The sequence below is a fragment of the Winogradskya consettensis genome (assembly GCF_018332715.1).
In the GTDB taxonomy this organism is placed as follows: domain Bacteria; phylum Actinomycetota; class Actinomycetes; order Mycobacteriales; family Micromonosporaceae; genus Actinoplanes; species Actinoplanes consettensis.
In genome coordinates this window covers 1-25,499 of record NZ_BOQP01000088.1, presented here as the reverse complement: position 1 = coordinate 25,499, position 25,499 = coordinate 1, and the positions used below count along the sequence as shown (strand labels likewise).

The window sequence follows — 25,499 nt, the reverse complement described above, 5'->3', positions numbered from 1 at the left end:
CGGCTCGCAAAACATTACCCGGTGGCCGCGCAGGCGCCAAATCCAGACCCGGTGGGGTGACCGAGCCCACCGCGCGCTGACGCACGGTGGGCTAAGACTGACGCACGGCAGCCAAAGACTGACGCATGGCAGGCACAGCCTGGAGCATGGCAGGCGAAGACTGAGGTCAGACCCGCTCGACGCCGGCGAAGGTGCGCTTGCCCTTGCGCAGGACCAGGAAACGGCCCTGGAGCAGCGCGGACTCCGGGATGACGGCCTCGGGGTCGGTGATGCGCTCGTTGTTGAGGTAGGCCCCGCCCTCGGCGATCGTCCGGCGGGCGTCTCCCCCGCTCTTCACGAGGCCGGCCTCCTGGAGCAGGGCGACGACCGTGGGCAGCTCACCGCGTACCTGAGTCATGCCGGCCTCGGACAGTGCGGCCCGCAGCGTGTCCGCGGAGAGGTCGCTCAGGGAACCTCGGCCGAACAACGCCTGGCTGGCCATGACCGCCTGGTTTGCCTCTTCTTCACCGTGGACCAGGGCCGTGATCTCGAAGGCCAGCTCCTTCTGGGCGAGGCGGGCCTGGGGGCGCTCGGCGGTGGCCTTCTCCAGCTCCTCGATCTCCTCGCGGGTCTTGAAGCTGAAGTAGCGCAGGTAGTGCGGGACGTCGCGGTCGTCGGCGTTGACCCAGAACTGGTAGAACGCGTACGGCGAGGTCATGGTGGGGTCGAGCCAGGTGGCGCCGCCCGCGCTCTTGCCGAACTTGGTGCCGTCGGCCTTGAGGACGAGCGGGGTGGTGAAGGCGAAGACCGGCCCCGCGCCGCGGCGGCGCACGTAGTCGACGCCTGCGGTGATGTTGCCCCACTGGTCGGAGCCGCCGAACTGCAGCGAGCAGTCGTGGCGGGAGTGCAGCTCGTAGAAGTCGTTGGCCTGCAGGAGCTGGTAGCTGAACTCGGTGAAGCTGATGCCGGTCTCGAGGCGGTTCTTCACGACGTCGCGGGCGATCATCTTGTTGACCGGGAAGTGCTTGCCGACGTCGCGCAGGAAGTCGATGACGGAGAGCTCGCCGGTCCAGTCGAGGTTGTTGACCATGGTGGCGGCGTTGTCACCGTCGAACGTCATGAACGGGGTGAGCTGGTCGCGGATGCGCAGGACCCAGCCGGCGGTGACGTCCTGGGGGTTGAGCTGGCGCTCGGTGGAGCGGCCGCCAGGGTCGCCGATCTGGCCGGTGGCGCCGCCGACGAGCAGCAGGGGGTTGTGCCCGGCGAGCTGGAGCCGGCGGGCGGTCACGACCTGCATGAGGTTGCCGACGTGCAGGGACGCCGCGGTCGGGTCGAAGCCCACGTAGAACGTGATCGCGTCGCCGTCGAGGTGCTTGCGCAGCTCGTCGGGGTCGGTCGAGTCCTGGATCAGTCCGCGCCACAGCATGTCGTCAACGAGAGTCACGCCCTGATTGTCCTGCACACCCGTGCGGGCGGCCAAGCGGGATACTGCTGGGATGAGTCGTCTCGGTTCCGCCGCTCCCCCTGTTGAGCTGTCCAAGAAGAAGGCCGTCGCGAAATTGGAGGAGGCCCAGCAGCGGCTCCTCCGACTGCGACTGATCCTGGGTGGCCAGATCGGGGGCGGGCAGATCGGGGAGAAGAAGATCGGGCCGCCGCTGTGTGTTGTCTTCGAGGGCTGGGACGCCTCCGGTAAGGGCGGGGCGATCAAGCGGCTCGCGTCGCCGCTCGACCCCCGGCACGTGCGCGTGTCCCAGTTCGCGGCCCCCACCTACGACGAGAAGCGCCATCACTTCCTGTGGCGTTTCTGGCCGAAGCTGCCCGGGTGGGGTGGGATGGCAGTCTTCGACCGGTCCTGGTACGGCCGGGTGCTCGTCGAACGCGTCGAGGGCTTCGCCACCGACGAGCAGTGGGGTCGCGCGTACGACGAGATCGTGAACTTCGAGCGCACCCTCACCGACGAGGGCACGATCATGGTCAAGTTCTGGATGCACGTCTCCCCGGAGGAGCAGCTGCGCCGCTTCGAGGACCGGGCCGGTGACCCGTTGCGCACCTGGAAGCTGACCGACGAGGACTGGCGTAACCGCGAGAAGCGCCCGGCCTACGAGGAGGCGATCGAAGAGATGCTGAAACGTACGGATCACAAGCGCGCGCCGTGGCATGTCATCCCCGGTGACAGCAAGCACTACGCACGCCTCGCCGTGGTCGAGAAGGTCTGTGAGGCGATCGAGAAGCGGCTGGAGAAGAACTAGCCGGCGGGACGGTAGGGCGGCAGGTCGAGGACCTTGCGGATCTGCTGCTGGACGTCGGCGGCGGCGGGGCGGGCGTCGACGTCGTGGACCACCTCTTTGCGGCGGAAGAGTTCGAGGACCGGGCGGGTCTTCTCGTGGTAGTCGCGCAGGCGGGCGGCGAGGGCTTCGGGGGTGTCGTCCTCGCGGACGACCAGGGTGGTGCCGCAGATGTCGCAGCGGCCCTCCTGTTTGGGGCGGTCGGCGATGAGGTTGTAGTCCATGCCGCAGCCGGGGCACAGCCGGCGGCTGAGGACGCGGCGGCGTACCTCCTCGTCGGGGAGCTCCAGATGGATGACGCCGTCGATGTCGTAGCTCTCCATGAAGAACTCCGCCTGACGGCCGTTGCGCGGGAAGCCGTCGATGATGAAGCCGAAATTCCAGTCGTGCTGGTCGAGGCGTTGACGCACGACTGATTCGACCAGCTCGTCGCTGACGAGGTCGCCGGTCTTCATCGTGCGGCGGACCTGGGCGCCCAGTTTGGTGTGGTTCTGCACGTGCCAGCGGAAGATGTCGCCGACGCTGATGTGCACCAGGCCGAGATCCTCGGCGAGCAGCTCGCTCTGGGTGCCCTTGCCACTGCCCTGCACGCCCATGATCACGTATTTACGCACGATGAACCCCTCCGGCCTCGTCAGGAGAACGCGCCGACCAGCACCGGGCCGGGTGCCGGACGACCGTCGAGCGCCGTCGGGTCGAGGCTCCACCCGTCGGCGACCCGGAGCACGTCCTGCTCCGATACCAGCACCGTCACGTCCTCGTCCCCCTCCGCGAGCAGCAGCTCGGCGAGCTCCGCCTCGAAGGGGTCGGCGGCCGGCTTGCGGTCGGCGCCGGGGGTGATCGTGGCAGGAAGGCCCGCCGCGCGCTCGGCCGGGTCGGGATCGCCGAACCAGGACGTCACGTCACCGGTCTGGCCTACATACCCGAACGCGCGCAGCAGTGAACCCTGCGCGGCACGCTGCCAGCGGTGGCTCTCGGTGGTCCGGTGGGTGGCGAAGAACTGGACCTCGGTCTGCAGCCGTTCGGAGAGGTCGGTCACGTCGACGGTGACATCGGGGCGCAGCAGGTAGCGGCCCACTGCCAGCACCCACTTCTCGCCGCGGGCGCCGGGCAGGGCCGGGGTGACGGCGACCCGGTCGTCGGTGAGGTGCGCGAGGTCGATGCCGTTGCGCCAGGAGACTTCGCCGAGCTCACGCAGGCCGAGGGCGGCGAGCACCCGGGCCGGGTCGGTGTCGCGGATCGCGAGCCACGCCTGCTTACCGCCGAAACCGACCATTCTGTCCGTATCCATAGGTGCCACGGTAATGGTCAACCGCGGCGGGCCCCCGGTTATGCCTCGGGGCCCGCGCGGTGAAAATCCGTCAGTTCCAGCCGTAGTCGCGCTGCAGGACGCCGGCGACCTCGTTGAAGCGGTTGCGGTCGAGGATGGCGCCCTCGCGGCGGATGCCGTCCTGGTCGACCTCGAGGACCCGGTCGAGCCGGACCCAGCTCGGGCGCTCCTCGCGGTCCCACGCGCCGGGGCCGAGACCCAGCCAGTTGCGCTGGCCCTCGCGCTCGCTCTGGCTGGACAGCATCAGGCCGAGCAGGTTGCGCCCGTCGCGCCCGACGACCAGCACGGGCCGGTCCTTGCCCTGGTGCGGGTCGTCCTCGTACTTCACCCAGGTCCACACGACCTCGCCCGGGTCGGCGTCGCCGTCGAGGTTGGGGGCGTACTCCACGTGCCGGCCGCGGCTCTGGGTCGGGACGTGGCCGGCGCCCTTGCGGGCCGGGGGTGCGGGGTTCGAGGTGCCCAGCGGGGTCGGCGTGGGGCGGCTCACCGCACGCTTCACGGCCTGGGTGACGGTGTTGAGGATATTTCTCACGACGCGCACTGTACTGCCGATGGACGGGTCCGTGACGATCCGACGAAGTGGGGTGCTCGCCGGGGCAGTCCTGCTGCTGCTCGCGTACACGATCCCTGCCCAGGCCGCTCCGAAGAGCTGGTGGAAGCCCCGGGCGTCGGCCGCGATCCGCTGGCAGATCCAGTTCACCGGGCGCCTCGACCTGAGCGTCAACGCCACGGTGTTCGACGTCGACGGGGACGGCACCACCGCCGCGCAGGTCGCCACGCTGCACAAACGCGGCGCTAAGGCGATCTGTTACGTCAGCGCCGGCTCCTACGAGGACTGGCGTGCCGACGCGAAGCGGTTCCCGGCTGCGGTGCTCGGCGCCGACCTGGACGGCTGGCCCGGGGAGAAATGGCTCGACGTGCGCCGCTGGGACGTCCTCGGGCCGATCATGAAAGCCCGGTTCCAGGGTTGCGCCAGGAAGGGTTTCGACGCGGTCGACCCCGACAACCTCGACGGGTACGCGAACAGCAACGGTGTGGGGCTCACGGCCGCCGACCAGCTCACCTACAACCGGCGCATCGCCGCCCTCGCGCACGGCCTGGGCCTCGCCGTCGGCCTGAAGAACGACCTCGACCAGGTGAAACAGCTCGCGCCGGCGTTCGACTTCGCGGTCAACGAGCAGTGCGCGTACTACCACGAGTGCGAGCTGCTCACGCCGTTCGTGGCGCAGGGCAAACCCGTCTTCGAGATCGAGTACGAGGTGACGACGTCGACGTTCTGCCCGGCGTCACGCAAGCTTGGCTTCGCCGCGATCCGTAAGAAGCAGTCGCTGAGCGAATGGCGCCGAACCTGCTGATGCCCAAGCCCGCTAGACGCCCTCGTCGGCGGGGCGGTAGGCGACCTCGGGGTCGAGCAGGTGGGTCCAGCCGGGGCGCCAGCGCTCGGCGCGGGACTCCACCTCGGCGCGCAGGTTGCCGCGCCACGGGCCGGAGATGCCGTTGTCGGTCCACCAGTCCGGCCACGAGTCGTAACGGCGTTCCAGGGTGTAGCCGGTTGCCGTGGTCTCGAGGTGCAGGAAGAGCCAGCGGCCGTACGCGTCGTCTGCTTCCGCGGCGCGCAGACGGCGTACCAGATCGGAGAGCTCGCGGAAGGTCCCGAAGCGGCCCTCGTCGTCCTTCTCCAGGGGTGGATGGTCGCCGCGGTGGGCGGCGAGACTGCTCTCGTCGGCGTAGACCAGCAGCGAGCAGCGGCCGTCGGCGTACGGGGACCGGGCGCGCAGCCAGGTGACGATGGCCCCGAGCTCACCCGTGCCGACCGGCGCGGGACGCGTACGTTCCGGTTCGTGGCGCATCGCCGCCCAGACCAGCCGGTCGTGCTCGGTGTCGCTGAGCTTGCGGATCTTGCGGAGGGCCGGCCGGGCACCCGCGGCCTGGATCGGGCGCACGGAGCCGCCGGTCAGACCCGCCCGGGTGGCCACGGCGAGACCGACGCGCAGGTCGACCTCCTGACCGGTGAGCCGCCCGAGCAGCTCGCGCAGGGGCTCCACGCCGAACGACTGCAGCAGCCGGGCCGCAGCGGCGTCGACGTCAGCGCGTTCCGCCGGGGTGTCTGGCTCGTGCTCGCCCCACTCGAAGACGAACTCCGCCAGCTCGTCGCGGGCCGCACGCTCGGTGAGGACCGGACCGGCGGTCGAGCTCAGGCCGTCGTCGAGGCTGTCGGGGTACGCGACGCGGTGCCACTTCCCGTCGTCGTGCCACAGGACGTAGCCGAGCTGGTCGTCGGAGGCGTACGCGACCAGCTCGTCCCACGGCAGCCACGACGGTGCGCCGGCGAGCAGATCCACCGGCGGGTCGGCGTCCACAGTCGCGCTGTACTCGTGGTCGTAGCCGTACAGCACGGCGCGGCCGCCGTCGAGCTGTGCCAGGTGGGCCCAGTTGCCTCCGCCGTCATCATGGTGCACGCCCGACTTGGCCACGGACCAGACGTCGGCGTACCCGAGCGCGCTGAGCGCGGCGGCGAGGGTGGCCCACCGGCGCCACAGCTCGGCGGGCTCCGGCAGGTCAACGGTGATGCTCACCGTCGCCGGCTACTCGTCCTTCAGGGACTGGATGAACACGCGCCACGCCGCGTCCTCGAACACGAGGGCCGGTCCGTCCGGGTCCTTGCTGTCCCGCACGGCGACCACCCCCGGGAGATTCTCCGCGACCTCCACACAGTCGCCGCCGTTGCTGCCGCTGCGGGTGCTCTTGTGCCACCGGGCACCGGTCAGGTCAGCCATCGCTCTCCTTGATGATCGTGCCGATCAGATCCTCGGAGGCGCGCTGGTCGAGAGCCGTTTCGTCCAACTCGCGCCACACGCCGCTGTAAGTCTCCACTTCGCGGGGCTTGTCCAGGTAGAGGGCTCCCGTCAGATTTTCGCAGTAGATCGTCGTCGGCTCGGGTGCCGCCGCGCCGACGGTGGGAAAGTCCAGGATGGTGAACATACCGGCACTTGACCCGGTATGCGGCCCGGCCGCGAACGGGATCACCCGAACGCTGACCCCGGCCCGCTGCGAGATGTTGACCAGGTGCGCGAGTTGTTTCTGCATCCCGAGCGTGTCGGCGATCGTCCGGCGCAGCACGCCCTCGTCGAGGATCACCTCGAGCTTCGGCGGGGGCGGGTTGTGCCGGCGCAGCAGCTCCTGGCGCTCCAGGCGCAGGGCGACCGCGTTCTGGACGCCGGACTCGTCGAGGTCGGCGCGTTTACGGAAGACCCATTCGGCGTACTCACGGTTCTGCAGCAGCCCGGGGATCACGCTCGGTGCGTAGTGTCGCAGCCGGTCAGCGGCGGTTTCCATGCCGACGTAGAGCTCGAACCAGGCGGGGACGGCGTCGCCGTACGCGTGCCACCAGCCTTTGGACTTGGACTCGCGGGCGAGCCCGACCAGCACCTCGGTGATCTGGTCGTTGGCGCCGTAGAACGCGCACATCGCGAGGACGTCGTGCTTGCGCAGCGACACCTCACCGTTCTCGATCCGGTACATCCGTGCCCGGGAGAACTCGAGCTCCTCGGCGGCCGCCATCAGCGAGATCCCGGCGCGCTCGCGCAGCTGCTTCATGAGCCGGCCGGCCTGTCGCCTCGGGACCGTGGAGCCTGTCTCCGTGCTCAACCCGTCCTCCAGGTGTCGGAAACTTTCCAGTTGCAACAAACGAGACGTTCGGATCGCCTCGGACGAGACAGCGAGAATTCGATCTCGGGAATCTCGCCGTGTCCCATTGATGCCTGAGAGTAGGTCAAGCACGCTCCTGTGTGTAGCCCCAACATTGCTGATAGTGATCAAGCGGGGGCCGGTGGGAGGGAGAACCATGACGGCGACACCGGGACATTCACCAGTGCGGCGCGCGTTCCGGCGTACCCGATGCACCTGCGGTCTGAGATGGCCCTGCCCCGACCGCAACCAGCAGAACCTGCCGCTACCCGACGGCGACTCCGTGCCGCCTCCCGGCGGCCGGTGATGCTGCTGCCCCGCACCGAGCACCTGCCGGCCCGCCCCGAGTGGGACTGCCTGGTCTGTGACGGCACGTGGCCGTGCTCGAACGCCCGCGAGGAACTCGCGACGCAGTACGCCCGTTTCCCGGCCAATCTGGCGATCTACATGGCCTCGACGATGTACGAGGCGGTGGAGGACCTCACCGCGACCGGCGCACCCACGCCCGCCGATCTCTACGAGCGCTTCCTGGCCTGGGTCGCTTAGGAAGTCCGCAGGGCGCCGGTGATCAGCAGTTCGAGGACGCCGCGCAGGCTGGGCGCGAATTCCATCTTGAAGGTGGCGAGCGACGGGTCCTCGCGGTAGGCGGCGAGCATGCCCGTGGACGGCTGGCTGTGGGTCCAGACCGCGCCGATGACCATGACCGCGGCGGCGCACAGCTGCTCGGCCGCGGGAGCGGTGAGCTGGGGCAAAGTTTTGCGGAACAGGGCGGCCAGCGCGGTGACGTCGGCGAGCGCGGCCCGTTTGTAACGCGCGGCCACGTCGGCGGAGACGTTGCGCTCCAGCACGCCGGCCTGGGCGCTGAGCAGGTCGCACAGCACCCGGCGCGATCGCAGGGAATCGGTCAGGGCGACGGCGAGCGACGGGCCGTCGGCGACTCCGTCCAGCTGCGCGGGCAGGGCGGCGAGCCACTGTTTCCACTCGCTGTCGAGCAGTTCGAGCAGGATCGCCTCGCGGGACTCGAAGTAGCGCAACACGTTGGACTTGGCCAGGCCCGCGCGGCGGCTCAGCTCGTTGAGGCTGATCGCGGTGACCGGCATCTCGGTGAGCATCGCCGCGACCGTGCCGAGGATCGCCAGGCGACGGGCCTCGCGCTGCTCGTCGCTGCGGGCGCGCTGGAACGTGGTGTCCATGCCCACAGCTTACGGACCACCGGTTCGTTGACATCAGACCGGCGGTCTCTTAATGTTAAGCACGTAACAGACCGCCGGTCTCTTGGAGGATCACATGTCGAAGATCTGGTTCGTCACGGGGAGCTCACGCGGGCTCGGCCGCAGCTTCGTCAGCAACGCCCTCGCCGCCGGGGACAGCGTCGTCGCCACCGCACGCAGGCCTTCACAGCTCGATGACCTCGTCGCCGCGTATGGCGACCGGATCCTGCCGGTCGCGCTCGACGTCACGGATCCCGACGCCGCTGTCGCTGCTGTGCAGGCCGGCATCGAGGCGTTCGGGCGGATCGACGTCGTGGTCAACAACGCCGGTTACGGCGACCTCGCCGCGTTCGAGGACATGAGCGCCGACATGTTCCGGCGCCAGGTCGACACCAACTTCTACGGCGTGGTCAACGTGACCCGGGCGGTGCTGCCCGTGCTGCGCGCACAGAAGTCGGGCCACATCTTCCAGGTGTCGTCGATCGGGGGTCGGGTGGGGTCGGCGGGGCTCAGCGCGTACCAGAGTGCGAAGTGGGCTGTCGGCGGTTTCTCCACCGTGCTCGCCCAGGAGGTCGCGCCGCTCGGGATCAACGTCACCGTCCTCGAACCGGGCGGCATGGCCACCGACTGGGCCGGATCGTCCATGACCATCCCGCAGGTCAGCGACGCATACCGGCCGACGGTGGGCGCCTTTGTCGACATGATCCGAGGGTCCACCGGTGGGCAGCCGACCCAGGTCGACGACGTGGTCCGGGTGGTCCGCGGGCTGGTGGAGAGCGGGGACGCACCGCTGCGGCTGCTGTTGGGGACCGACGCCGTGCAGATCGCTGAGCACACCGCCCGGGAGCTGGCCGCATCCGATGCTGCGTGGCGCTCGACGAGCGTGAGCGCATCCGCTTGATTCGGCCGGCTTCCTGCCGATCGTTGCGCGGGTGAGCAGAGGTCCGCTGGTGGCATTCTTGGCTGTCGCCATGGCAGGTGCGTTCCTCATCCAGCCGCCGCGGCCGCACGGAGGGGTGGGCCGGGCCTTCGCTCTTCCGCCCTGCTTCTTCACGGAGAATCCCTGCACCGTCCGCGTCGTGGACCCGGTGGAGGCGCCCCCCGACGAGACTGCGGTTGTTCCGGTGCCGATCGGCCTGGACACCGACGGCGAGGAGTGCTCCGCGAACATGGTGGTCGCCACGACTATGCCCGTCCTGTCAGCGCGCTTCGCGACGACGAGCATCACGCCGGTCGAGGTCAGTTTCGAGTACGTCGCGCTCGACCTCGCGCCCGAGGAAGGCGCGGATGTCATCACGAGCGGCACCACGGCCGGGCCCGGCCGGACGGCGACCCTGGACTTCGTGCCGGGGACGCTCAGGCCCGGCGGGTCCTACCGCTGGCGGGTCAGCGGAGCCGGCGACGTGGGACAGGGCCGGCCCGGCTGGTCGGGCTGGTGCGGATTCACCGTCGACCCCGGCGCCCCGGATTTCAGCTCCGTTGACGACGGCGACTACGAAACCCTGGTCACGCTCGGTCTGCTGCCCGACCGTACCTACTCCATCCGGCTGACCGGCGGGCAGCGTCAGGTGGCCGCCGCGGCCATCGAGGCACTGAACCGTCCGGACGATCTGGACGACGCCATCGCGCACGAAGAGTGGCAACGCGACCACTGGCAACGCGCTACGGAGGAGCGGCTGAGGGTCGCCGCTCTGATCCGTGCCGCGAACGGCCCAGCGGTCACTCTGACCGGCCCGCAATGGGCCGGAGTTGTCACCGACCTCGGATCGTGGGCGGAAATCCTCGATGAAGGAGCCGACAGCGAAGACGGGGAAACAATCGTCGACGCCCGGCCCTACCGGGCCGCGTCCGGCCTCATCGAGAAGAAGCTCGCAGCCGTAGGTACGAGCGGTCGTCGAAACTGATCTGGCCGCGCCGCACACCCTTCGTGCCCGCCAGCTCGGCGACGCACCATGGGTCGCGGGCGATCAGGGTGGCGAGGATGGCTTCGGTTTCGGCGAGGGTGGGGTGGATGACCGGGTAGCCGTCGCTGGCGATGATGAGGTCGGTGATGGTGGCCGGGAGCGGGTGCACGACTATCAGCGACGGTGGCACGGGGCGGCCATCGATTCCTGCGTAGGCGTACGGGCCGACGGTATTGCGCAGGTTTCCTTGACGGCCGACCAGGGCACGGACCGCTTCCCGGCCCGGGTCCTCGGTGTCGAGATCGACCGGGGCGGAGGCGGCGATGACAGCGGCCCGGAAGTCCGCGGCGATCTGGTCGATCCGTTTGCGGGGCTGGCCCACGGCGGGGTCCAGACCGGCGTATGCGAAGCCGACGTCGCCGATCTGCCAGATCTCGCGGCGGGTGACGCTGAAGATGGTCACGGCCGCACTCGGGCGTTCGGCGGGTGACAGGTCCGGGTCGACGCGATCGGCGAGCGTTCGGGTCAGGGATGCCACCGCCGCGTATGCGTCGATGTCGTCGGCAAGGGTCAGAAGCGCTTGCGCGCAGGCGACCATGGCCCAGCGGCCGCCGCTCATGCCGTCGTAGCTCCGGCCGCTGATGTCGGTGGCGCCGTCGATCACCGCGAAGTGGTGGCGGGTCTCCACGATGGCGTCCTCGCAGCGGGCGGGGTCGCCGTTCTTTCCGGCGACGAAGCGCTCGACCACTTCCATGGATGACTCCCGGGTCCGGGGCCGGGGTGGGGGGCGCGGGACCCGACCCCCACCCCGGGGATACGAACATAGCGGGCATCGACGGATGCCGTTATGGCAGTGGTCAGTTGATCCGGTAGGCGCGGTAGATCGTGACCTCGGTGGTGTAGCCCTTGGAGGTCTTGGCCTGGGCTCGGAGGGCGATCGTGCCGGCTGCGGGGTTCTTGACCGTGGCGGCCCAGGTGGTGCCGGTTTTGCGTACGGGGACTGATTTCCAGGTTTTGCCGCCGTCGAAGGACGCCTTCGCGGTCATGGACTTGGCGGCCGTACCCTGCGTCTTGATGTTGACTGTTGTTGTGCTCCTGGGTTTGGCGCGGTTGGTCATGTCGAGGCCTGCCGGGGAGAGGCGGGGCAGCGAGACCGGGATGGCGGTGTCTTCCTTCTTCGGGTTGGCGTAGAAGGAGAACCAGACGCCGGCCTTGTTGGAGAGCAGGTCGCTGGGGTATTTGATGCCGGGGCGGTAGCGCTGGGCGCTGACCTTGAGTCTGTACCAGCCGGCGGACGGGACCTTGGCCTGGAAGCCCGAGTCGGCGTCGCCCCAGTTGCTGCGGGTCTGCTTCTTGATCAGTTTGCTGCCCTTGTAGAGCCAGACCGTGGACTTCTGGCTCGCTTCCCAGCCGTCGAGGTTCTGCCAGCCGAAGCCGGGGTCGGTGAACATGGCGTCGGTGCTGAAGCCGATGCGGTTGCCGGTGGTGACCTCGGGGCGGTGGATGCCGGGGCCCCAGGCGGAGCGGAAGTTCGTCTGGGAGTAGCTCTTGCCGCCGGTGAAGGTCTTGGTGACCCACTGGTTGCCGATGCCGACGAAGTTGCCCTGCTCGGTGGCGATGGACTCGGTGCGGACCAGCCATTTGCCGCCGGAGAAGTGGGTCTTCATCGTGAACGGCGCCTCGGCCTGGTTCAGGCCGATGTACATGCTGTCGCGGCAGCTGCCGGTGCTGCCCTCGCCCTGCAGCGCGATGTTGGTCTCGGCGCCGCCCGCGACGCCCTTTTTCACCACGGACGTGAGGGTGGCGAGCGAGGAGCGTTTCACCGTACGCGTGAGACTGGTCGGGATGGTCGTGTGGGACGTCCCGATCACCCATTGCTCGTTGCTGAACGACTGCCAGGTGGTGCTGAACGACGAGTGCAGGTGCTTGGAGCCGTTCGGGATGACGAAGACCTTGCCGGCGGTGTTGTAGGCGTCCACGCCCATCGACGAGTCGGCGGCGCACAGGTGGGCCTGCACGTCCGGGGTCCCGCCCGGGGACTTGTCGAGGGTGAACTTCAGGGCCCGGCCGGAACGGGCGTCGATGGTGGTCGACGTCTTGCCGGTGATCTTGACTACTCGGGCGCCGACGGTGTCGGAGGAGTCCTTCGTGGAGTGGATGCTCGCCAGGACCGCATAGGTGCCCTTGGCCAGCGACTTCGTCTTGCCGCTGGTCATCGTGTAGCGCACGTTGGTGGCGACGTTGAAGATCACCAGCGGGGTGGCGACCTTCGCGCCCTGCCGGTTGTAGGTGGTGACGGTCAGCGAACCGCTGGCGGCCGAGGCCGAGCCGGTGGTCGCGAACACGGTGGCGGGAACGAGGACGGCCGCACAAAGCAGCATCAGAGGCTTACGCCGCACAGGAGTTCGCTTTCAGCATCGTGAGGGGTCACGGATGTTACAAGGTCACCCGGCTTGACGCTGCCCCGTCCGGCGCTGGCGGATCAGGCTGGAGGCTGCCAGTGCTGTGCCGCCCGTGCCGACGCCGCCGAGCACTCCGAGGGCGAAGCGCTGCTCATGGCGTACCTGCCGGTCCTGGGCCAGGTGGTCGCCGGGGCGGACCGTTTCGCTGAGGCCGGTGAAAGCGCTGATCCCGGCCAGCCAGAAGGCGAGAAAAACGACGCCCGCGGCGATCATCTCCCAGCGCGGCAGCTCCCCCGGCGGCGACCAGACGCGCGAGATGAACCAGCTCTGCGGGCGCCGGCCCCGCAGCGTGCGCTGGTTGGTCAGGATCCCGGCGGTGAAGCCGGGCAGCACGAGCGCGGCGGCGACGGTGACCGCGACCGTGCTCGGCACCAGGGCGTTCCCGCTGAACAGGGCGCCGATGAGCACGGCGCACCACAGCACGCCGGTCAGGCACAGCACGTCCAGGAGCAGAAGGAGCCGTCGTGACATCACCGTCGCGACGTTAGCGGCCCGGGGCGGGGGTTTTCCGGGTTTTGCCGGGAACGTGGCGGCGGTAGGCGCTGACCGTCGGGTCGCCGGTGATCCAGAACCGCCAGGGCACGTCGTGGGCGGAGGTCACGCCGACGCGGGGGCCCGCGGAGATCTGCTCCGGCGGCTCCGGCGGCGGGGTGATCGTCAAGGGGCCGGTGCCGTCGACGACCGAGGTGCCGTGGGCCGCCTTGCTCAGCGCCAGGACCTGCACGAGCTTCGCCGGGCCAGCAGCAAGATCAAGATCCTTGCGCACCGTACGCCGTCCGCGCGCGACGTCGAGCCCGTCCACGACCTCCCCGGCGCGCAGGAGCACGGCCGCCGCGACACCCGGTTCACCGCAGACGATGTTGGCGCAGAAGTACATGCCGTAGATCTGGTAGACGTACAGGAAGCCGGCCGGGCCGAACATGATCTCGTTGCGCGCGGTCATGCCACGGTGCGCGTGGCTGGCCGGGTCCTTGCCGAGCCCGCTGTACGCCTCGACCTCGGTCAGCCGTACGGTCACGCCGCCGGAGCTCAGCCGCCAGCCGAGCAGCAGCCGCGCCGCCTCGTCGACCCGGTCCCCGGGAAGTTTCGCCCAGTCATAAGTCACATGGGCTAGTTTGCCGGGCGCCGTGGCCCCCGCGGCCGGCGCCTCTTCACGGGACCGCAGGTGCCGCCGGGGCGGGAGGGACCGAAGGGGCGGGTCGGGCCGAACTCCAGCGGCCGGCTCCGGCGCCGCCGGAAGTCTCCAGGTCTCATCCGACGAAGTCCTGCGTCATCCAGACGATTCCCTTGCTGTCGCGCACGACGCTCAGCCCGATCCGCTTGAAGTCCTTGCTGAGCAGGTTCTTGCGGTGCCCGTCGTTCGGGGCGACCTCGGCGAGCATGCTGTCGGTGAGCCCGTTCGCGGCCTTGATCTTCTCGGCGTCGCTGGACCCGGCCGAGCCGTAGCCGATGTTCTCGCCGGCCGTGCTCCACTTCACGCCCTGGGCGGTGAAGCGCTTGCCGATGTCGCCCTCGCCGGAGCACTGGTGGCTCAGCCCGCAGCCGTCGATCATCAGGTCGTTGTGCAGCGCCGACGCCTTCGACAGGTCGTCATCCAGGGTGAGCGCGGCCAGCCCCTCGTCCGTACGCGCCGCGTTGATGTGGGAGAGCACCTGGTCGAGGATCGAACCGCTGGTCACCGACTCGGTCTTGGCCTTCGTCTTCGTCTTGGCCGGTGTCGCCTTCGCCGTAGCCTTCGGGCTCGTCGTCTTCTTCGGCGCCGCCGTGGTCTTCTTCGGTGCCGGGCTGGTGGCCGTGGCCGACGGGCTCGCCGACGCGCTCGGGTCGCCGCCCAGCAGCAGGTCGGCGTCGGCACCGCCGAGGTCGATGGGCGACTGGGTGACCAGCGGGGTGTCGACCGACGCGCGATCCTCGGCGGCGTTCGCATCGGCGTGGCGGTTCAGACCCACGACCGTGAACCCGACGCCGATCACCACGGCAGTGGCACCCGCCGCCATCGTGTACCGGAACTGTTGGGCAGCGGACTTGGGCACGGAACCGGTCACCTCGGGCAGGAGCAGATCGCGCCCGGGACGCGGGCACGGCAACCGCTGGTCACGGTGCCCAACGACTATGGACGCCGGGCGCCTCGCGAGGGGTTCACCTCAGACGCGCTTAAGGATCGACACATGAGGTCTTAAGGACACCTGCCCGTAAACACCCGTGCGGCATACTCGCGGGACCAACGGTCTGGAAACACCGGGAGCTGACGTGGCCGATCTGCCCGAGGGGTACCGCCTGCTCGAGGGGCCGCCACCCGTCGACGAATACCTCGCACTGCGCCGCGAATCGGGCCTGTCACCCCGCAACCGCGCCCAGGCCGTCCCGGCCCTGTCCGGCAGCTGGTACGCCTGCCACGTCCTGCACGAACCCACCGGGCTGGCCGCCGGCATGGGCCGGATCATCGGCGACGGCGGCTGGTACTTCCACATCGTCGACATGGCCGTCCTCCCCGCCCACCAGCGCAAAGGCCTCGGCGACACGATCCTTGGCGTACTGCTGGACCGCATCCACGCCAAGGCACCCCCGGGGGCGTACGTGAACCTGCTCGCCGACGCCCCGGGCCGGCGTCTCTACGCCCGGCACGGGTTCGTGGAGAGCGCCCCGGAGTCGATCGGCATGTATCTCGCGGACGAGGCATAATTGGCGTCATGAGCAGGACTTCCCGCGTACGGCCGGGGCAGGGCTGCGGTCCCGTCCAGGAGCCCAATGCGTTCCTGCTGTCCTGGGCCGAGGAGACGCTGGACGACGCGTTGCGCCGGTCCCCGCTGCTCGCAGCCCGGCCCTACGAGATCTTCGCGCAGGGCTCGCGGGTCAACGGCACCTACCTCGAGCAGTCGAGCGACATCGATCTCGTCCTCATGTTGAAGACGCCCTCCGACGCCTACGGCTGGGAGGAGTTCCGCGACGACGTCCTCGGTGCGCTGGGTGAGACCTACTCCGTGCGCATGGGCCGGCGCTGCCTCAACGTCGACGACGAGGACTCCCTGTTCGGTGAGATGGTCGACATCCTCGTCGCCACCGAACACCGTCACTACCCCGTGCCGGGCGTCGAGTTCTACGAGCAGGGCGTGTTCTTCCGCGACGTCGAAGGCCGGCCGATCGTCAACTTTCCCAAGCAGCACCGGCGCAACGGCGACGAGAAGGACCTGCGCACCGGCGGCCGGTTCAAACAGGTCGTCCGGGCCGCCAAACGCGCCCGGAAACTGGCCGGGGATCCGACGCCGTCCTACCTGATCGAATGCCTGCTCTACAACGTTCCTGACCAGGTGTTCATGACGCCGGCGCCCTATCGCTGCGCGTTCGACCGGCTGAGCCGGTGCTACCGGGAGGATCCGGTGGCGTTCGCGGCGCTGGCGTGCCAGAACGGCATCAACCGGCTCTTCGGCCCGGGCCCGGATCAGTGGGAGCCCGCCGCGGCTGGAAGAATCATCGACGTCCTTCACACCCTCTGACGTTCCCGGGGCGGTAGCCGCAGCATGACTTGGACCGCCGCACAGACGACGGCGGTGCTCGCGCCGGTCATCGCGATCCTGGGCGCCGCTCTCATCGCGCTGCTCACCTACGGGTTGAACAGGCGTGCCGCCCGGCGCGAGCGTCGTGCCCTGGCGTTCGGTGAGGCGCTCAGCGTCGTCGAGGACTACGCCGAGATGCCCTACCGGATCAGGCGGCGGACGGGCACGCCGGAGGGGCGTCACCAGCTCACCGAAGAGGTCAGCCGGATCTACTCGCGGCTCGCGTTCCACCAGGCACTGCTCGACATCGAGGCACCTACGGTCGCCGCGGCCTACCGGCTGCTCACCAACGAGGCGAAGGCCGAGGTCGGCGAGCAGATGAAAACGGCCTGGCAGAAACCGGTACGCACCTCCGACCCGGAGATGAACCTCGAGGAGCACTACGACCGCCAGCGCGTCGACCGCGCCCGCGACCACTGCGTCGCCACAATGCGGGCCGCGCTCGGGCTCACCGGGAGCGGCGAACCTTTCGCATGAGCATCGCCCAGACGCCGAACCCGGAGCCCACCTCACCGGTGACAACACCCGCCGCGGTTCCCATGAACAGGGCGTTCGCGCAGTCGGGGCAGACCTCACGGCCGGTGACGGTCTGCTGGAACGGCGCCTTGACCCTGCGGTGACAGTCGGGGCAGGTCTTGCCGGACAGGCTCATGCACCCAGGGTAGGTGACCGGGCACAGCACCCGATCATGGCGTTTTCATCAGGTCCGTGGCGGGGGCACCGATGATCGGGCCATGCCGGTACGTCAGCGCTTGCCCCTGATCGCGGGTGCCGTGCTGCTCGCGTACTGTTTCGTGCGGTTTGGTTTTGGGGTTTTTGCCGGCTTTTCGTGGCCGGTGCTGGGGTGGATTCCGCTGCCGGTCATGTCTCTGCTCGCCGCGCACGGGTGCTGGTGGACCAGCAACCGGTTCGGGCTCGATGCGGGGACGACGCGGTTCTGGCGGCAACTCTCCCTGTGCTGCGTGCTGCTGGCGGCGGCGTGCGTGGGGAATGCGTATGACGCTCTGCGCGTACCCGAGGATTTTCAGCACATCGGTCCGGTGACCGCCACGCTCTACCTGGGCATCCTCGTCTTCGCGATCTGGGCGCTGCTGCGGCTGCCGGTCTGGGAGCGCAGCCGGGCCGAGTGGATCCGGTTCTGGCTCGACACCGGCATCATCCTGATCACGACCGGCATCCTGGTCTGGCACTTCTCGCTGCGCCGCGCGGACGCGTGGGCGGCACAGACCGGCTCCGCGATCCCCGTGCTCGCCATCGCCATGATCGCGTCGGTGTCGGTGATCGCGTTCACGAAGGTCGCGTTCGCCGGGGCCGGGCGCCTCGACCGGCGGGCCATGCACATGCTGTCCTTCGGCACCGCCCTGGCGTGCGCGTTCGGGGCGTTGATGCCGTTCCTCGCCGACCGGCCACAGCTCAACACCGCGTTCCTGGCCGTGCCCTTCGCCACGTTCTGCGCCCAGCTCGCGGCGCGGCGCCAGGCGAGGGCTGCCATCGAGGAGCCGGCTGAGCGGCCCGTGCCGCGGCGCTTCAGCGTGGTGCCCTACCTCGCCGTCGGCGGGATGGACCTGATGCTGCTCGGCACCGACCTGACCCGCTCGGCCGAGGGCCGGCTGATCGCCGCCGGGACCGTCGCGATCACCGCGCTGGTCGTGGCCCGGCAGATCACCACCCTGCGCGAGAACAACACGCTGCTGAGCACCGTCGACACCAACCTGCGGCAGCTGCGTGACTACCAGGTCCAGCTCGCCCATCAGGTACGCCACGACACGCTCACCGAGATCGCCAACCGGGCCAACTTCGAGGAACAGGTCACCGCACGGCTGGCCGGCGGCGAGAGCTTCCTGGTGGCGCTGCTCGACCTGGACGACTTCAAGGTCGTCAACGACCGGCTGGGGCACGGCACCGGTGACGCGCTGCTCAAGGCCGTCAGCCGGCGCCTGCACGACCGGCTACGCGGCGAGGACGTGGTCGCCAGGCTCGGCGGCGACGAGTTCACCCTGCTGCTGCCCGACCTGACCGGCGACGAGGCGGCCGTCGTACTGCGCCGGCTGATCCAGGGCGTGCAGGAGAAGGTCGTCATCGACGGGCACGAGATGACCCCGCGGATCAGCATCGGCGTGACCGCGAGCGTGCCCGGCGACACCCCGGAGGAGTTACTGCGCCGCGCCGACGTGGCGATGTACGTGGCGAAGAACGCCGGCGGTGGCCGCTGGGCGTGGTTCGACCCGGCGATGGACCGCATCGCCGACCAGGACGCCAAGCTCGGCGCCGACCTGCGCCAGGCGGTCGCCCGCGGCGAGCTGCGGGTTGTCTACCAGCCCATCGTGGAGCTGCCCGACGGCGGCATCGCCGGGGTCGAGGCGCTGCTGCGCTGGCGGCACCCCGAGCACGGCGAGATCTCCCCCGCAGTGTTCATTCCGCTCGCCGAACGCAACGGCTCGATCATCGAGGTCGGCCGGTGGGTATTCGAGCAGGTCGTCGCGCAGGCCGCGGCCTGGCAGCACGAGTACGGCGACCTGGCCCCGGCCCGCGTCAGCGTCAACGTCTCCGCCCGCCAGCTGCGCGAACCCGGCTTCGTCGCCGAGGTCGCCGCCGTCGTGGCCGCCGCCGGGGTGGAACCGTCGCTGATCACCGTCGAGGTGACCGAGACCGCCGTGCTCGGCACCGGCGCCGCCCTGGACGCCGTCCGCGGGCTGAACGCGCTCGGGCTGCGGGTCGCGCTCGACGACTTCGGCACCGGGCAGTCGTCGCTGAGCCTGCTCGTCGACTGCCCCGTCGACGTTCTCAAGGTCGACAAATCGTTCGTCGACGGTGTCACCACCGCCAGCCCGCAGTCCGTCATCGTGGAAAGCCTCATCACCATCACCGCGGGGCTGCGCATCCAGGCCGTCGCCGAGGGCGTCGAGACCGCCGACCAGGCCCACCGGCTGCACCAGGCCGGGTACCAGTACGCCCAGGGCTTCCACTTCGCCCGCCCGATGAGCGGTGCCGAGCTGGGCAAGCTGCTGCGCCCCGGACCCGTACCCGCGTGATCGTTCGTGGATTGCGACCGCCACTTCTGGTCTGACGAATACCGAAACCTGGACCCCGCGTACGCCGCGACGGCAGGGTCATCACATGGCCCTCACCCGACGCGCCCTGCTGGGCGGTACTGCCGCAGCGGCGGCACTCGGGCTGGCCGGGTGCAGCGGTCTGACACCCGGCCGAGACCCGGGTGGCACGCTCAGTTTCTGGAACCTCTTCGGCGGCGGCGACGGTCTGCGGCTGACGCAGATGCTCGACGCCTACCGCGCGGCGAACCGCGGCGTGAGCCTCGAGGCGGTCACCCTCGCCTGGGGTAACCCCTATTACACGAAGCTGTCGCTGGCGACGCTCGGCGACAAGCCACCGGACGTCGCCGTCTCCCACCTGACCAGGGCTAAGACGCTGATCAGCGCCGGGCTGCTCGAGGAACTCAAACCCGAGGACCTGGCCCGGCACGGCCTGGACGCGTCGAACTTCACCGCCCGGCCGTGGGAGGCGGGGCTGGTCGACGGGAAGGCGTACGCGATCCCGATCGACACCCACCCGTTCGTCATGTTCTACAACACGGACATCTGCCAGAAGGCCGGACTGCTCGACTCCGCCGGGGCCCTGCTCCCGCTGGACACTCCCGAGAAGTTCACCGAGGCGATGAAGAAGGCCAAGGACGTCACGAAGGCGTACGGCGGGGTCGTCGCGATCGACAACGACGTCGCGTCCCCCTGGCGCATCTACCAGTCGCTGTACTCGCAGCTGGGCGGCGAGACCCTGGCCGACGAGGGCACCAAGGTGGTCATCGACGAGGCCAGGGCGACCCAGGCGCTGGCGTTCCTGCAGGGGCTGACCCGTGACGGGCTCATGCCGGGCAGCATCGACTACCAGGGCGCGATCGCGACGTTCGCCAACGGGCAGTCCGGCTTCTACTTCCAGGGTGAGTGGGAGATCTCGACGTTCCAGACCGCGAAGCTGCCGTTCTCGATGACGTCGTTCCCCAACATCTTCGGCGGCGGCAAGTACGCGGTGCAGGCCGACTCGCACACCCTGGTCATCCCGAAGCAGCCGGACCAGGACCAGGCGAACATCGACCGGTCGCTGGCGTTCATCCGGTTCCTGCTCGACCAGAGCAAGACGTGGGCCGAGGGCGGGCACGTCCCGGCGTGGAAACCGTTCCTCGACAGCCCCGAGTACAAGGCGATGACCCCGCAGTCGAACTACGCGGCCGCCGCCGACGGGGCCGTCTACGACCCGGACGGCTGGTACTCCGGCTCCGGATCCAACTTCGAGATCGTCACCAGCGCGGCGATCGGCAGCGTCCTCGCCGGCCGTGCGGCTCCCGCCGCCGCGGTCGCCCAGATGCGCTCCGACCTCACGAGCCTGGCCAAGACCGCTTCGCCGGTATAGAAGGTGGTGCCCCGATGACTACTTCACAGACCGCCTTGCCGACCCGGCAGGCCATGGACGACGACCCACCACCACCGCGTCCCCGCGGCCAGGGCCTGCCCGCCGCCGGTTTCCTCACGCCGTTCCTGCTGCTCTACGTACTGTTCATCGCCGGGCCCGCGCTCTACGGGCTGGTCATGAGCTTCTTCGACACCAGCATGGTCAAGCCCGGCCTGTCGGGCTTCGCCGGTTTCGGCAACTACACCGAGGCACTGCAGAGCGCCGACTTCTGGTCGTCGCTGTGGCACACGATCTGGTTCACGATCCTCACCACCCCACCGCTCATCGTGCTGGCGCTGGTCCTCGCGCTGCTCGCCGACCGGGTGAAGCACGGCCGCTGGTTCTTCCGGCTGGCGTTCTTCGTGCCCTACGTCCTGCCGTCGGCTGTCGTCGCGCTGATCTGGATGTGGCTCTACACCCCGGGGCTCGGCCTGATCGAGACCGCGCTGACGAAGATCGGCCTCACGTCGCCGAACTGGCTCGGCGACCCCAGCTGGGCGATGCCGTCGCTCGCCGTCACCACGCTGTGGTGGACGCTCGGCTTCAACTTCGTGCTCTTCCTCGCCGGTCTGCAGGAGGTGCCCCGGGAGCTCTACGAGGCCTCGTCGATGGACGGCGCCGGCCCGTGGCAGCAGATCCGCTCGATCACCCTGCCGATGCTCGGCCGGACCCTCACGCTCGTCGCCGTCCTGCAGGTCATCGCGTCGCTGAAGGTCTTCGACCAGATGTACATCATGACCTCCGGCGGCCCGAACTTCGCCACCCGCTCGGTGCTTCAGTACGTCTACGACAGCGGCTTCACCAACTTCCGCATCGGGTACGCCTCCGCGGTGTCGATGCTGTTCTTCCTGGTCGTGCTCGCGGTCTCCGCCGTGTGGTTCGCGATCGTCCGCCGCCAGGAAAAGGAGGTCTGACCATGACGACGATGACGACCATGTCGATCGACACCCGGATGAAGTTGTTCAACCGCATCTGCGCCGGGGTCCTGATCGCGTTCGCGCTGCTGTGGCTGGTCCCGCTGGCGTGGGCGTTCGACACCGCGATCAAACCCAACGAGGAGACCACCAAGACCACGTGGTGGACCGACAACCCGACGTTCTCCGCGTTCGGCCGGATCATCAACGAGACCGACATCATCCGGTGGTTCGGCTCCAGCCTGTTCATCGCGACGCTGACCGCGTTCGGAGCCGTGCTCACCGGCAGCCTCGCCGCGTTCGCGCTGTCCCGGATGCGGTTCCGGTATCGCAACGTGGTGTTCTGGGTCGTGCTCGCCGGGATCATGGTCCCCAGCCAGGTGCTGATCGTCCCGCAGTTCCGCGAGATGGACTCGATCGGCCTGCTGAACACGTTCTGGGCGGTCAGCCTCCCGCAGATCCCCACCGCGATCGCCGTCTTCATCTTCAAGCAGTTCTTCGACGGGCTGCCCAAGGAGCTCGAAGAGGTCGCCCGGCTCGACGGGGCGAGCTTCCTGCGCATCTACGCGCGGATCATCATGCCGCTCGCCCGCCCGGCCGTCGCCGCCGTCGCCATCTTCACGTTCGTCTCCTCGTGGAACGACCTGTTGTGGCCGCTGCTGGTGCTCAGCAACCCCGACAACATGACGATGCCGGTCGGCCTCGCCACGGTGCAGGGCACGTTCGGCATCAGGTACGCGGACACGATGGCCTCCGCTCTGCTCGGCGCCGTACCCCTGGTCGCCGTGTTCCTGCTGTTCCAGCGCAACATCGTCGAAGGCATCGCCGGCAGCGGCCTGAAAGGGTGAAAATGCACCAGGCTTCCCTCACCGTCGACCCCGCGTTCCGTGTCGGGGAGGTGGACCCGCGCCTCTACGGCTCGTTCGTCGAGCACATGGGACGGTGCGTCTACACCGGCATCTACGAGCCGGAGCACCCGTCGGCCGACGCGAACGGTTTCCGGCAGGACGTCACGGCGCTCGTCCGGGAGCTCGGCGTGCCGCTGGTGCGCTATCCCGGCGGCAACTTCGTCTCCGGGTACCGCTGGGAGGACGGCATCGGCCCGGTCGCCGAGCGTCCCCGTCGGCTCGACCTGGCGTGGCGGTCGCTGGAGACCAACCGGGTCGGCGTCAACGAGTTCATGACGTGGGCGAAGTCGGCCGGGGTCGCGCCGATGATGGCGGTCAACCTCGGCACCCGGGGCATCGACGCGGCGCGGTCCCTCGTCGAGTACTGCAACCTGCCCGGCGGCACGTACTGGTCGGATCTTCGGGGCGGGGACCCGTACGCCATCAAGACCTGGTGCCTGGGCAACGAGATGGACGGCCCCTGGCAGACCGGCCACAAGACCGCTTATGAGTACGCCCGCCTCGCACTCGAAACGGCGAAGGCGATGCGCCAGGTCGACCCGTCCATCGAACTCGTCGCGTGCGGCAGCTCGAACCGCGCGATGCCGACGTTCGGCTCGTGGGAGGCCACGGTCCTCGGCGAGGCGTACGACGCCGTCGACTACGTGTCCATGCACGCGTACTACCAGCAGCACGGCGACGACCGGGACAGCTTCCTCGCCGTCGCCACCGACATGGACGGCTTCATCGACGACGTGATCGCCACCGCCGACCATGCCCGCGCCGTCGGCCGGCACAGCAAGCGGATCAACATCTCGTTCGACGAGTGGAACGTCTGGTACCAGAGCCGCTTCGTCGGCGAGACGAACCTGGAGATCGAGGAGACACCCCGGCTGATCGAGGACGTCTACTCGGTTACCGACGCGGTGGTCGTCGGCAACCTGCTGATCAGCCTGCTCCGGCACGCCGACCGGGTGAAGATCGGCTGCCTCGCCCAGCTCGTCAACGTGATCGCCCCGATCATGACCGAGCCGGGCGGCCAGGTGTGGCGCCAGGCCTCGTTCCACCCGTTCGCGCTGACCGCCGCCCACGGGCAGGGCACGGTCCTGCAGGTCGTCGCCGACTCCCCCGTCGTCGAGACCAAGGCGTTCGGCGAGGTGCCGATCCTGGACTCGGTCGCGGTGCAGACGTCGTCCGGCGTGGTGATCTTCGCCGTCAACCGCTCGCAGGACACCCCGCTGAGCCTCGACGTGGACCTGCGCTCGCTGCCGGGCCTGACCACCGCCTCGCACACGGCGTTGTTCGACGCCGACCCGGATGCGATCAACACGGCTGCGGCGCCTGATCGGGTGGCGCCTCGGATCTTGGAGGACGCGAAGCTCGACGGGGGGCGGTTGCAGGCTGTTCTGCCGCCGCTCTCGTGGAACATGCTTCGCCTGAGCTGAGTTTGCCGTGCCGTGCCGTGCGGGCTTTGGCGGCCGGGCTTTGGCGGCCGGGCTTTGGCGGCCGGGCTTTGGCGGCCGGGCTTTGGCGGCTGTCACGGACCGTTACCTCGGCCAGAACTTATATGTCTTGCGCTGAACACGAATTGGCTGCGTTTGACAGCCGGCGCCATCAGAAGTTGTGGGCTTCAGGGCGTCGGCGCAACATTCGACGGACTTTTCGCCCTACCTGAGCCGACCCTGGTCGACTCGAGTAGGGCCAACACGGGGCGTCACCGGTCAGCTGGCGATTTCGGTGCCGCGCCAGCCCTGGTCGACCGCGAGCCGGCGGGCCGTTGCCACCACGTCGAGGGCCTGGCGGGACGGGTCGGCGGTGCGCCACAGGATCGACCAGGGGTAGCGGGGGACCTGGCTGTCGAGGGGGCGCCAGACCACATCGGACGGCCAGCCGTCCGTCGAGGCCGGGGTGCAGAGGACGCAACGGCCCTGGGCGACGAGGTCGACCGCTGCGCGGAGGGTCTGGACGCTGCCCGGGAACAGGGTCGGGAAGAAACCGGCCGAGCGGCACACCTCGGCGACGAAGGCGTTGAACTCCGGGGCCTGCTCCTCGTCGGAGAGCAGCAGGGTTTCGCCGCGCAGGCTGCTGATGGGCACATTCGGCAGATAGGCGTACGGGTGGTCGCTCGGCACCAGCACCCCCAGGGGATCCATCCGGAAGACCTCGGCGGCGATCCCCGTGGCACCGCCCTGGAGCCGCCCGACCCCGACGTCGAGGCGGCCGTCGGCGAGCAACCGGCACTGCTCCGGCACGCCTGCCTGCACCTGGTGAACCTCCACCTCGGGGTAGCCCGCCTGCATGGCCCGCAGGACCGGCCGGATCGCGTCGTACCCCTCGTCGAGGACGCCGAGTCGCAGCGTGGGTGCGGCGACCGCGAGGCCCTGTGCGAGGACCGCCGCCCGTTCGACGTGGTCAAGAATTTGACGGGCTTCGATGAGAAATCGGGCGCCGGCACCGGTCAGGGCGACGTGCCGGGACGTACGATCAACGAGCTGAACGCCGACGGCCCGCTCGAGCCGCTGGACCTGGGCGGTCAGCGCGGAGGGGACGATGTGCTCGCGGGCTGCGGCCCTGCCGAAGTGCAACTCCTCGGCGAGGGTGACGAAATAGCGGAGCTGGCGTAGTTCTATCCGACCTCGATGAACGCCATCGGGAACGGCCCTGATCGCCATGACACCCTCCCGATGATCTCCGTCGATCGATGCGTCTTCCGCAGTGTTATCGCTAACATTCCCGTAGTCAATACGTAACCTGCGCGCAAACACATTCCTGTGAACGTTCACAAGTTCCCGGCCCCCGTTTTCGTTGGGTTGTGCGCAATTAAG

At 69.2% G+C, this 25,499-nt stretch carries 28 protein-coding genes; 13 read left to right on the top strand and 15 right to left on the bottom strand.

What is annotated here, in order from left to right:
* Nucleotides 1-166 precede the first annotated feature (166 nt).
* Complete coding sequence (gene tyrS, locus Aco04nite_RS48310; protein WP_280519508.1) at nucleotides 167-1,423, bottom strand: tyrosine--tRNA ligase; 1,257 nt, start codon at nucleotides 1,421-1,423, stop codon at nucleotides 167-169.
* Nucleotides 1,424-1,475: 52 nt separating this feature from the next.
* Between tyrS and Aco04nite_RS48305 the strand changes: the two genes are divergently transcribed.
* The gene (locus Aco04nite_RS48305) at nucleotides 1,476-2,228 is read left to right on the top strand and encodes a polyphosphate kinase 2 family protein (protein ID WP_213003893.1); all 753 of its coding nucleotides are present in this window, start codon (nucleotides 1,476-1,478) and stop codon (nucleotides 2,226-2,228) included.
* Here the strand turns inward: Aco04nite_RS48305 and Aco04nite_RS48300 are convergent.
* The 3 genes from Aco04nite_RS48300 to Aco04nite_RS48290 all read right to left on the bottom strand — a co-directional run bounded on the left by Aco04nite_RS48300 (nucleotide 2,225) and on the right by Aco04nite_RS48290 (nucleotide 4,126).
* Nucleotides 2,225-2,878: an adenylate kinase family protein gene (locus Aco04nite_RS48300; RefSeq protein ID WP_213003892.1), complete on the bottom strand. Its 654-nt coding sequence runs from the start codon at nucleotides 2,876-2,878 to the stop codon at nucleotides 2,225-2,227. The two genes, Aco04nite_RS48305 and Aco04nite_RS48300, sit on opposite strands and share 4 nt — an antisense overlap.
* A gap of 20 nt (nucleotides 2,879-2,898) precedes the next feature.
* Nucleotides 2,899-3,555, bottom strand: coding sequence for a hypothetical protein (locus Aco04nite_RS48295; RefSeq protein WP_244876852.1), 657 nt, complete (start codon nucleotides 3,553-3,555; stop codon nucleotides 2,899-2,901).
* Between the two features lie 70 nt (nucleotides 3,556-3,625).
* Nucleotides 3,626-4,126: a type II toxin-antitoxin system PemK/MazF family toxin gene (locus Aco04nite_RS48290; RefSeq protein WP_244876851.1), complete on the bottom strand. Its 501-nt coding sequence runs from the start codon at nucleotides 4,124-4,126 to the stop codon at nucleotides 3,626-3,628.
* Between the two features lie 31 nt (nucleotides 4,127-4,157).
* Here Aco04nite_RS48290 and Aco04nite_RS48285 point away from each other — a divergent pair, with 31 nt between their 5' ends.
* The gene (locus Aco04nite_RS48285) at nucleotides 4,158-4,949 is read left to right on the top strand and encodes an endo alpha-1,4 polygalactosaminidase (RefSeq protein ID WP_213003891.1); all 792 of its coding nucleotides are present in this window, start codon (nucleotides 4,158-4,160) and stop codon (nucleotides 4,947-4,949) included.
* A gap of 12 nt (nucleotides 4,950-4,961) precedes the next feature.
* On the opposite strand, the gene Aco04nite_RS48280 is transcribed toward Aco04nite_RS48285, so the two are convergent.
* The 3 genes from Aco04nite_RS48280 to Aco04nite_RS48270 are packed head-to-tail and all read right to left on the bottom strand — an operon-like array spanning nucleotide 4,962 to nucleotide 7,242.
* Nucleotides 4,962-6,170, bottom strand: a complete 1,209-nt coding sequence (locus Aco04nite_RS48280) for a hypothetical protein (RefSeq protein ID WP_213003890.1) — start codon at nucleotides 6,168-6,170, stop codon at nucleotides 4,962-4,964.
* 9 nt (nucleotides 6,171-6,179) lie between these two features.
* Nucleotides 6,180-6,371 (bottom strand): DUF397 domain-containing protein, encoded by a 192-nt coding sequence (locus Aco04nite_RS48275; protein WP_213003889.1) that lies wholly within the window; start codon nucleotides 6,369-6,371, stop codon nucleotides 6,180-6,182.
* The gene (locus Aco04nite_RS48270) at nucleotides 6,364-7,242 is read right to left on the bottom strand and encodes a helix-turn-helix domain-containing protein (RefSeq protein WP_203838016.1); all 879 of its coding nucleotides are present in this window, start codon (nucleotides 7,240-7,242) and stop codon (nucleotides 6,364-6,366) included. The genes Aco04nite_RS48275 and Aco04nite_RS48270 overlap by 8 nt, the downstream gene beginning before the upstream one ends.
* Before the next feature lie 345 nt (nucleotides 7,243-7,587).
* Between Aco04nite_RS48270 and Aco04nite_RS48265 the strand changes: the two genes are divergently transcribed.
* Nucleotides 7,588-7,827 carry a hypothetical protein gene (locus tag Aco04nite_RS48265; RefSeq protein ID WP_213003888.1) on the top strand — a complete coding sequence of 80 codons (240 nt, stop codon included), beginning with the start codon at nucleotides 7,588-7,590 and terminating at the stop codon, nucleotides 7,825-7,827.
* On the opposite strand, the gene Aco04nite_RS48260 is transcribed toward Aco04nite_RS48265, so the two are convergent.
* On the bottom strand, nucleotides 7,824-8,474 hold the full coding sequence (locus Aco04nite_RS48260) for a TetR/AcrR family transcriptional regulator (RefSeq protein WP_213003887.1): 651 nt from the start codon (nucleotides 8,472-8,474) through the stop codon (nucleotides 7,824-7,826). The two genes, Aco04nite_RS48265 and Aco04nite_RS48260, sit on opposite strands and share 4 nt — an antisense overlap.
* A 94-nt stretch (nucleotides 8,475-8,568) precedes the next feature.
* On the opposite strand from Aco04nite_RS48260, the gene Aco04nite_RS48255 reads away from it, so the two are divergent.
* Both Aco04nite_RS48255 and Aco04nite_RS48250 read left to right on the top strand, forming a co-directional pair.
* Nucleotides 8,569-9,393, top strand: coding sequence for an SDR family NAD(P)-dependent oxidoreductase (locus Aco04nite_RS48255; protein ID WP_213003886.1), 825 nt, complete (start codon nucleotides 8,569-8,571; stop codon nucleotides 9,391-9,393).
* Between the two features lie 49 nt (nucleotides 9,394-9,442).
* Nucleotides 9,443-10,396 (top strand): hypothetical protein, encoded by a 954-nt coding sequence (locus Aco04nite_RS48250; protein ID WP_213003885.1) that lies wholly within the window; start codon nucleotides 9,443-9,445, stop codon nucleotides 10,394-10,396.
* On the opposite strand, the gene Aco04nite_RS48245 is transcribed toward Aco04nite_RS48250, so the two are convergent.
* The 5 genes from Aco04nite_RS48245 to Aco04nite_RS48225 form a co-directional block, all read right to left on the bottom strand.
* Nucleotides 10,347-11,150 carry a hypothetical protein gene (locus tag Aco04nite_RS48245; protein WP_213003884.1) on the bottom strand — a complete coding sequence of 268 codons (804 nt, stop codon included), beginning with the start codon at nucleotides 11,148-11,150 and terminating at the stop codon, nucleotides 10,347-10,349. The genes Aco04nite_RS48250 and Aco04nite_RS48245 overlap by 50 nt on opposite strands.
* Before the next feature lie 103 nt (nucleotides 11,151-11,253).
* On the bottom strand, nucleotides 11,254-12,777 hold the full coding sequence (locus tag Aco04nite_RS48240; protein WP_213003883.1) for a hypothetical protein: 1,524 nt from the start codon (nucleotides 12,775-12,777) through the stop codon (nucleotides 11,254-11,256).
* Between the two features lie 63 nt (nucleotides 12,778-12,840).
* A complete protein-coding gene (locus Aco04nite_RS48235; RefSeq protein WP_213003882.1) occupies nucleotides 12,841-13,332 on the bottom strand; it encodes a hypothetical protein in 492 nt (163 codons plus the stop codon).
* Nucleotides 13,333-13,342: 10 nt separating this feature from the next.
* Nucleotides 13,343-13,963 (bottom strand): DNA-3-methyladenine glycosylase, encoded by a 621-nt coding sequence (locus Aco04nite_RS48230; RefSeq protein ID WP_213003881.1) that lies wholly within the window; start codon nucleotides 13,961-13,963, stop codon nucleotides 13,343-13,345.
* A 145-nt stretch (nucleotides 13,964-14,108) separates the two neighbouring features.
* Entirely contained in the window at nucleotides 14,109-14,891 is a 783-nt protein-coding gene (locus Aco04nite_RS48225) for a CAP domain-containing protein (protein WP_213003880.1), read from the bottom strand.
* Between the two features lie 217 nt (nucleotides 14,892-15,108).
* Here Aco04nite_RS48225 and Aco04nite_RS48220 point away from each other — a divergent pair, with 217 nt between their 5' ends.
* Genes Aco04nite_RS48220 through Aco04nite_RS48210 form a run of 3 tightly spaced genes read left to right on the top strand, consistent with a single transcriptional unit; the run spans nucleotide 15,109 to nucleotide 16,889 of the window.
* Nucleotides 15,109-15,540: a GNAT family N-acetyltransferase gene (locus tag Aco04nite_RS48220; protein WP_244876850.1), complete on the top strand. Its 432-nt coding sequence runs from the start codon at nucleotides 15,109-15,111 to the stop codon at nucleotides 15,538-15,540.
* Between the two features lie 8 nt (nucleotides 15,541-15,548).
* Nucleotides 15,549-16,352: a nucleotidyltransferase-like protein gene (locus Aco04nite_RS48215; protein ID WP_213003879.1), complete on the top strand. Its 804-nt coding sequence runs from the start codon at nucleotides 15,549-15,551 to the stop codon at nucleotides 16,350-16,352.
* Nucleotides 16,353-16,376: 24 nt separating this feature from the next.
* On the top strand, nucleotides 16,377-16,889 hold the full coding sequence (locus tag Aco04nite_RS48210; RefSeq protein WP_213003878.1) for a hypothetical protein: 513 nt from the start codon (nucleotides 16,377-16,379) through the stop codon (nucleotides 16,887-16,889).
* Here the strand turns inward: Aco04nite_RS48210 and Aco04nite_RS48205 are convergent.
* A complete protein-coding gene (locus Aco04nite_RS48205) occupies nucleotides 16,861-17,064 on the bottom strand; it encodes a hypothetical protein (RefSeq protein WP_213003877.1) in 204 nt (67 codons plus the stop codon). The genes Aco04nite_RS48210 and Aco04nite_RS48205 overlap by 29 nt on opposite strands.
* Nucleotides 17,065-17,146: 82 nt before the next feature.
* Between Aco04nite_RS48205 and Aco04nite_RS48200 the strand changes: the two genes are divergently transcribed.
* From Aco04nite_RS48200 to arfA, 5 genes are all read left to right on the top strand, one after another.
* Nucleotides 17,147-19,444 (top strand): putative bifunctional diguanylate cyclase/phosphodiesterase, encoded by a 2,298-nt coding sequence (locus Aco04nite_RS48200; protein WP_213003876.1) that lies wholly within the window; start codon nucleotides 17,147-17,149, stop codon nucleotides 19,442-19,444.
* A gap of 85 nt (nucleotides 19,445-19,529) precedes the next feature.
* Nucleotides 19,530-20,834 carry an extracellular solute-binding protein gene (locus tag Aco04nite_RS48195; protein ID WP_213003875.1) on the top strand — a complete coding sequence of 435 codons (1,305 nt, stop codon included), beginning with the start codon at nucleotides 19,530-19,532 and terminating at the stop codon, nucleotides 20,832-20,834.
* Nucleotides 20,835-20,848: 14 nt separating this feature from the next.
* Nucleotides 20,849-21,787, top strand: coding sequence for a carbohydrate ABC transporter permease (locus Aco04nite_RS48190; RefSeq protein ID WP_244876849.1), 939 nt, complete (start codon nucleotides 20,849-20,851; stop codon nucleotides 21,785-21,787).
* 2 nt (nucleotides 21,788-21,789) lie between these two features.
* Complete coding sequence (locus Aco04nite_RS48185; RefSeq protein ID WP_244876848.1) at nucleotides 21,790-22,635, top strand: carbohydrate ABC transporter permease; 846 nt, start codon at nucleotides 21,790-21,792, stop codon at nucleotides 22,633-22,635.
* A gap of 2 nt (nucleotides 22,636-22,637) precedes the next feature.
* Nucleotides 22,638-24,119, top strand: a complete 1,482-nt coding sequence (gene arfA, locus Aco04nite_RS48180; protein ID WP_213003874.1) for an arabinosylfuranosidase ArfA — start codon at nucleotides 22,638-22,640, stop codon at nucleotides 24,117-24,119.
* Nucleotides 24,120-24,395: 276 nt separating this feature from the next.
* On the opposite strand, the gene Aco04nite_RS48175 is transcribed toward arfA, so the two are convergent.
* On the bottom strand, nucleotides 24,396-25,346 hold the full coding sequence (locus tag Aco04nite_RS48175; RefSeq protein ID WP_213003873.1) for a LysR family transcriptional regulator: 951 nt from the start codon (nucleotides 25,344-25,346) through the stop codon (nucleotides 24,396-24,398).
* Nucleotides 25,347-25,499 lie beyond the last annotated feature (153 nt).